The organism is Pseudescherichia sp., assembly GCF_031987975.1.
Lineage (GTDB): Bacteria > Pseudomonadota > Gammaproteobacteria > Enterobacterales > Enterobacteriaceae > Pseudescherichia.
The window spans coordinates 22,189-28,202 of sequence record NZ_DALZYX010000019.1 but is presented as its reverse complement, the minus strand read 5'-3'; the positions used below and the strand labels follow the sequence as shown (position 1 = coordinate 28,202).

The window sequence follows — 6,014 nt, the reverse complement described above, 5'->3', positions numbered from 1 at the left end:
CGGATAGATTTTGCGAAGAAGTGGCTGGATGACATGGAGTGGATGAGCCAGGTGGAGCCGTTCACGTCGGGCCAGGCGGTGTGGCATATGCATCCGGTGGTGTTTTTGAATGCATTACGGAAGAAAAAAACTGGATGGGCGCATAGTAAATTTGGCAATTTAATCGGGCAAGCAGAGTCAAATAATAATTATAATGCTTATAATGGACCAGCAGCACACGGTTATAGGCCTACCTATCATGGTGATTTGACTGCACTGACTATTGCAGATGTAATGCAAAAGCAGGTAAATAAAGAAATATTTGCTGCCGGAAGATTTCAAATTATTCATGATACATTAACCATGGCAGTAAATGAGCTAAATCTTGATACAAATCTTAAGTATAATGAGGGAATGCAAGATTATATTTTCGATAATTATTTGATTAAAAATAAGCGTTCAAGCATCTTCACTTATTTAAGCAGTGGTAAAAATATTGAAGCAGCCATGTATGCCTCAGCACAAGAATGGGCATCTGTAGGCATCAAAAAAGGTCAATTAAAACAGAAAACCCCCTTATTAAACTCTAGCGGGGCAAAACAATACGACTACACAGGTAAATTAATAACTATACAATACCCGGCTACATTTGATGGAGAGTCTTATTACAATGGAGATGGTATAAATCATGCTTCAATAACACCAGTGCAGTTAAGAGAGGCTCTTGAAGCCTCAAGGGATAATTAATGAAAAAATTTCTCTTTGCTATAATATTTATAAGCTGGGGCGTCTTTGCATCTTGTCCGCCAACATTTTCAGAACATCCGGTAAAAAACATTTACACCGGGGATGTTCACTCCCTGGCGCTAACATCAGAACAAGAGAACTATGTTTATGGAGAGTATCTAAATGCTGCAAAAAACGCCATTAAAGTTAACTTTGCAGGTCATTATATTGTTTTCATTTATGGTTGTGGTGGTGGCGTGTTATGTGCAGGAGTTAAGGACGCAATTAACGGCCAACTTCTGGATACTGGAGCCGGGGCATATGACATGACCACTTGGGAAGGGGCCAAATTTGAAAAGGATAGTTCGCTACTAATAATTTCCGGGCGAAACCTTGAGTCAAGCAAAGCTGGCGATGACTATTTTAAACTAGATGAAAAAAAATTAATAAAAATAAGCGAATGTAATTAACAACATTATCCTCGGTCGGCAAGGATAAACTCATCATCCTGCCAGTGAGGAGATACAATCCAAAAGAGAGTGACGGCAATCGTAGTTTGTCGGCCCGGCAGGCTTGCGCCGCCGGGCGTGAGCGCAGCTTAGGCTTTGGCCTGCTGGTAGAGTCTCTCCCACATCTCCAGCACCAGCACCTGATCGCGCGGAGAGAGTTCGCCGCCCTGAATCGCCTGCTCAAGGCTGGAGGTCACCTGGGCGTAAACCGCCTCCGGGGAGTGATCGTCACCGTTTTCCAGCACGGCAACGGCCAGCGTCAGGTGGCCGCTCAGGTAACCGCTGGCGAAAAGCTCATCGTCACTGGCGTGCTCAACCATGTCATCAATTAACGCCAGAATGCGTGATTCAAATTCCGCGATCATCTTCTTTCCTCTTTAAAAAAACCGTGCCGCTAGTTCAGATCTTCCGGCCACGGGAACTGGTCTGCCGTTAAGGACGGCGTGTGATAATAATCCTGGAGTGCCTTGATAAACCGAGCCGGGCGTTCGGGGATGCCCTGTTCCAGCCAGCTCATCACCTGGGCATGCACCCGGCGCTGGAAGGCGATGCGATCCGGCTCAACGTCACCCTCAAGGTTGTCGCAGCTGACGTTGAACGGGAAGCCCGCCGCCACGCAAAAGAGCCATTCAAAAGACTGGGGCTTCACCTCAACGTCTTCGAACTGCCCCTGGGTGACGGCATCGCGGCCATCCGGGCAGTACCAGTAGCCAAAATCGACCAGCTCACGGCGCGCCTTACCGGCGACGCACCAGTGTGAGATTTCGTGCAAGGCGCTGGCGTAAAAGCCGTGGGCGAAAACAATCCGGTGGTAGTCGATTTCGTCGTCAGCCGGAAGATAGATAGGTTCATCGTCGCCCTTTACCAGGCGCGTATTAAAATCGTCAGCAAAGCAGCCGTTAAAGATCTCAATCAGCTGCTCGTAGCGGTGTGTCGTACTGCTCATGCGTGTATCCCCACCCACTGGAGGATCTCCTGTCCGTGACTGTCAAAAAGTAGCTTGGCGCTCATCACCGCCGAGACGATAACGATCATCGGACGGATCAGCTTCTGCCCTTTGCTCAGCACCAGCCGCGAGCCAAGGCGCGCGCCGATAAATTGCCCGGCAAGCATCACGAACCCGGTAGCCCACACCACCTTGCCGCCGATAATAAACAGCAGCAGACCGCCAATATTAGAGGTGGCGTTGAGCACCTTGGCGTGCGCGGTAGATTTCGCCAGGTTGTAGCCGCAGAGGGTCACGAACGCCAGAGCGTAAAATGATCCTGCGCCAGGGCCAAAAAAGCCATCGTAGAAGCCTACGCAACCCCCGGCTACCAGCGCAAACGGCAGGCCGTAGAGGCGACGCTGACGATCCTCTTCCCCCAGCTTCGGCATCAGCAAAAAGTAGAGGCCGATGCCGATGACCAGCAGAGGCAGGATCTGGCGCAGTATGTCGGACTGCACATGCTGTACCAGCAGTGCGCCCGTGGTCGAACCGATAAAGGTCATCAGAATATTGAGCTTCTGATCGCCGAGCTTTACCACCCCACGGCGAAGGAAGTAGATCGTTGACGAGATGGATCCGCCGCAGGCCTGCAGCTTGTTGGTCGCCAGTGCCTGGGCTGGCGTCATGCCTGCCGCCAGCAGTGCCGGAACGGTAAGCAGCCCACCACCGCCCGCCAGGGCATCAATAAACCCGGCCAGCAGGGCAACGAAAAACAGGACCGCTAACAGCAGCGGGGAAACCAAAAAAAGATCGCTAAAATTTTCCATTAAAGTACATGCTCGTCCAGTAGCGCCTGGCAGGAAGGCGGCAACGGCGGCGGTGTCTTCTTCTCAGGCTTTGTTGAGGCAGGTTTAGGCGGTTCAAACCAGCTTTGCAGCTCTGCACCGCAGCCGTCTCCCGGCGGCGGCAGAGGCTGATCGACGCACTCCAGGCTATCCGCCGGGCAGCGCAGGCGAACGTGCATATGCGCCCGGTGCTGGAACCAGGGGCGCACTTTGCGCAGCCAGTCGCGATCGTTGCCTGCATCTTCGCAGAGCTGCTGCTTAATGGCCGGATTAACAAAGATGCGCGTGACGTCGTTATCTTCCGCTGCCAGCTTAATCAGCTGGCTGATCTCCGGCTGCCACAGGGAGGGAACAACGCGCTTGCCGTCATGGGAGACCAGATCCAGCGCCTGGGGCTTCAGCAGCTGCGCCGCGCTCCAGCGCGTTTTCGGCAGCTGTAAGAAGATATCGACGTCCAGCCCGGTCTGGTGACTGGCGTGGCCGCCGTTGAAGCGCCCGCCGGCGGGCATGCCCATATCCCCTATCAGCACCGTTCCGAGACCGAGATTGTGCACCCGTCCGCTAAGGCGCTGAATAAACTGCACCAGATCCGGGTGACCAAAGTAGCGGCGCTGATCGGTGCGCATTACCTGATAGGTATCGGACTGCACCGGCAGCGCGTTCGCACCGACAATACAGCCGTTAGAGAATGCGCCCACCGACTGCGCGCTACCGGCAATCGGATGGGTGATCTTTTGCCACGGCGTCGCCGCGAGGGTGGCATGGCTGGCGAGAGCCGCCAGCAGCGCTATCAGCGTTTTTTTCATCGTTTACCAGCGTGGGATGGTTGTCGTCACGTCCGCGTTCTGCGCCCGCTGGCGCATAAAGTGATCCATCAGAACAATCGCCAGCATCGCTTCAGCAATCGGTACGGCCCGAATGCCGACGCAAGGGTCGTGACGACCTTTGGTGATCATCTCCATCTCTTCCCCGGTGCGGTTGATGGTTTTCCCCGGCACGGTAATGCTGGAGGTCGGCTTCAGTGCGATATTAGCGACAATCTGCTGGCCGCTGCTGATACCGCCAAGAATGCCACCCGCATGGTTGCTGGTGAAGCCCGCGTGGGTAATTTCGTCGCGGTTTTCACTGCCGCGCAGGGCTACTGACGCAAAACCTTCGCCAATCTCCACGCCTTTAACGGCGTTGATGCTCATCAGCGCGTGGGCAATATCGGCATCCAGACGGTCAAACACCGGCTCACCCAGCCCCGGCGGTACGCCGTCGGCTACCACGGTGATCTTCGCCCCGATAGAGTCGCCCTCTTTTTTCAGGGCGCGCATCAGTTCGTCAAGGGCGTCAATCTTGTCCGGATCCGGACAGAAGAACGGGTTCTGCTCAACCTGGTCCCAGGCTTTAATCTCCAGCGGGATATCGCCCATCTGGGTCAGGCAGCCGCGAACGGTGATGCCCAATTTTTCCGCGAGGAATTTTTTAGCAATCGCTCCCGCCGCCACGCGCATGGCGGTTTCACGGGCTGACGAACGGCCGCCGCCACGGTAGTCGCGCAGGCCATACTTCTGCTCGTAGGTGTAGTCAGCGTGGCCTGGACGGAAGACGTCCTTGATGGCGCTGTAGTCCTGGGAACGCTGGTCGGTATTCTCAATCAGCAGGCCGATGCTGGTGCCGGTGGTCATCCCTTCAAAAACGCCGGAGAGGATCTTCACCTGGTCCGGCTCGCGGCGCTGGGTGGTATAGCGCGAGGTGCCCGGTCGGCGGCGATCCAGATCGTGCTGCAGATCGGCTTCGCTCAGGGCGATCCCCGGTGGTACGCCGTCGACAATGCAGCCGAGCGCCAGGCCATGTGACTCCCCGAAGGTGGTCACGCGAAAGAGTTGTCCAATACTGTTTCCTGCCATCACGGCTCCACTGTCTTTATTTAAATAGGCGTTATCGTTTTATTAATCTTTGTAGATGCTGAAGTGCTCCCGGGCCGCCAGCAGCTGCGCTTTATTGAGCATAAAGACGCCGTCGCCGCCGTTATCAAACTCAAGCCAGGTAAAGGGAACCTCAGGGTACTGCTCTATCAGATGTACCATGCTGTTGCCGACTTCACAAATCAGTACGCCGTCATCGGTGAGATAGTCCGGCGCGCAGGCGAGGATGCGACGCGTCAGCTTCAGGCCATCGCTGCCGGAGGCCAGGCCCAGCTCAGGCTCGTGGCGATACTCATTCGGCAGATCTGACATATCCTCTTCGTCCACGTAGGGCGGGTTGGTGACGATCAGGTCGTACTGCACCTTAGGCAGATCGCGGAAGAGATCGGAGCGGATAGGCGTCACGTTATGGATCAGGCCGTGCTCTTCGATATTGTGCTCGGCCACGGCCAGCGCCTCGGGAGAGATATCCACGGCGTCGACTTCCGCTTCCGGGAACTCGTAGGCGCAAGCGATGGCGATGCAGCCACTGCCAGTGCACATATCCAGAATGTGCTGCGGCTGATGGTTGATGATGCCGGCAAAGCGGCTGGTAATCAGCTCGCCGATAGGTGAACGGGGCACCAGTACACGCTCATCGACGTAGAACTCGTGGCCGCAGAACCAGGCTTTATTGGTCAGGTAGGCGACCGGGATGCGCTCGTTGACGCGGCGGATCACGCGCTCAACGATACGGTGGCGCTCGCTGGAGGTCAGGCGCGCGCTGCGCATATCTTCCGGAATATCCAGCGGCAGGTAGAGGGTCGGCAGCACCAGCTGCACCGCTTCGTCCCACGGGTTGTCGGTACCGTGTCCGTACCAGATGTTTGCCGCGCTGAATCGGCTGACCGACCAACGTAACATGTCCTGAATGGTGTGCAGCTCACTCACTGCTTCATCGACAAATATTTTATCCACGCTATCCTCCGGGACATGCCTTGCTATAAATTCGGCGGCTAGTTTGCCATGAAGACGCCGATAAATCAGCATTCTCGCGCACAGCCAGCCGGAAAAAAGCATTTTGCCTGAACACAGAGCGCGGCGAGTCGGGTAAACTGAAAAAAATCAGAAATGA

7 protein-coding genes and 1 pseudogene are annotated in these 6,014 nt (G+C 55.0%); 2 read left to right on the top strand and 6 right to left on the bottom strand.

The features are described from left to right. Window positions 1-726: pseudogene (locus tag RTN40_RS20475) on the top strand (hypothetical protein); the annotation flags it as partial. Continuing rightward, window positions 726-1,175 carry a hypothetical protein gene (locus RTN40_RS20470; RefSeq protein WP_312229972.1) on the top strand — a complete coding sequence of 150 codons (450 nt, stop codon included), beginning with the start codon at window positions 726-728 and terminating at the stop codon, window positions 1,173-1,175. The pseudogene RTN40_RS20475 and the gene RTN40_RS20470, both read left to right, overlap by 1 nt. Before the next feature lie 128 nt (window positions 1,176-1,303). On the opposite strand, the gene RTN40_RS20465 is transcribed toward RTN40_RS20470, so the two are convergent. From RTN40_RS20465 to prmB, 6 genes are read right to left on the bottom strand one after another with little or no spacing between them, the layout of a single operon-like run. Continuing rightward, window positions 1,304-1,579 carry a YfcL family protein gene (locus RTN40_RS20465; RefSeq protein WP_312229971.1) on the bottom strand — a complete coding sequence of 92 codons (276 nt, stop codon included), beginning with the start codon at window positions 1,577-1,579 and terminating at the stop codon, window positions 1,304-1,306. 29 nt (window positions 1,580-1,608) lie between these two features. Next, the gene (locus RTN40_RS20460) at window positions 1,609-2,160 is read right to left on the bottom strand and encodes an elongation factor P hydroxylase (RefSeq protein ID WP_312229970.1); all 552 of its coding nucleotides are present in this window, start codon (window positions 2,158-2,160) and stop codon (window positions 1,609-1,611) included. Continuing rightward, window positions 2,157-2,969 carry a sulfite exporter TauE/SafE family protein gene (locus RTN40_RS20455; protein ID WP_312229969.1) on the bottom strand — a complete coding sequence of 271 codons (813 nt, stop codon included), beginning with the start codon at window positions 2,967-2,969 and terminating at the stop codon, window positions 2,157-2,159. Before RTN40_RS20455 ends, RTN40_RS20460 begins: the two co-directional genes overlap by 4 nt. Further along, a complete protein-coding gene (gene mepA / locus RTN40_RS20450; protein WP_312229968.1) occupies window positions 2,969-3,793 on the bottom strand; it encodes a penicillin-insensitive murein endopeptidase in 825 nt (274 codons plus the stop codon). Before mepA ends, RTN40_RS20455 begins: the two co-directional genes overlap by 1 nt. A 3-nt stretch (window positions 3,794-3,796) precedes the next feature. Further along, on the bottom strand, window positions 3,797-4,882 hold the full coding sequence (gene aroC / locus RTN40_RS20445) for a chorismate synthase (RefSeq protein ID WP_312229967.1): 1,086 nt from the start codon (window positions 4,880-4,882) through the stop codon (window positions 3,797-3,799). Between the two features lie 42 nt (window positions 4,883-4,924). Next, window positions 4,925-5,857, bottom strand: coding sequence for a 50S ribosomal protein L3 N(5)-glutamine methyltransferase (prmB, locus tag RTN40_RS20440; protein WP_312229966.1), 933 nt, complete (start codon window positions 5,855-5,857; stop codon window positions 4,925-4,927). Window positions 5,858-6,014 lie beyond the last annotated feature (157 nt).